This window comes from Ancylomarina longa, from assembly GCF_003996985.1.
GTDB lineage: Bacteria > Bacteroidota > Bacteroidia > Bacteroidales > Marinifilaceae > Ancylomarina_A > Ancylomarina_A longa.
Genome location: NZ_RJJX01000156.1, coordinates 1 through 429, shown reverse-complemented (window position 1 = coordinate 429; position 429 = coordinate 1). Strand labels below are relative to the sequence as shown.

General features: G+C 34.2%; 1 protein-coding gene. It reads left to right on the top strand.

Annotated elements, in window-relative coordinates:
* Positions 1–102 precede the first annotated feature (102 nt).
* On the top strand, positions 103–324 hold the full coding sequence (locus tag DLK05_RS19125; protein WP_209319951.1) for an ATP-dependent Clp protease proteolytic subunit: 222 nt from the start codon (positions 103–105) through the stop codon (positions 322–324).
* The last annotated feature ends 105 nt before the right edge of the window (positions 325–429 follow it).

Below are 429 nucleotides of genomic sequence, written 5' to 3'. Positions count from 1 at the left end.
GTACGGTTGTTCAATTCTATCTTTTTTTTTTCTTTTTATTTTATTCTTTTGTTTTCACCTCATCATGCAAGATAGAGGAACCATTTATTTATCATCAGGGTAATGATCCATCAACCCGCTAGYTCKTTTTATGAGGCACAAACGGGAGAATTTATCYTGGAAGCGGAAGAAYTACTKAAACTWCGCGAAACCATCACAAGGGTTTATGTACAAAGAACGGGCAAACCYWTATGGGTTGTATCCGAAGATATGGAAAGGGATGTTTTTATGTCAGCAACAGAAGCCCAAGCTCATGGAATTGTTGATCTTGTAGCGGTTGAATGAAAATAGCAGGGATTTCGCACAAATCTGTGATTTGATTTTATTGAGATTTTATTTATATTCTTACCGCGTTTAATATTCTTTTAATATTCTATTAAATATAAATAG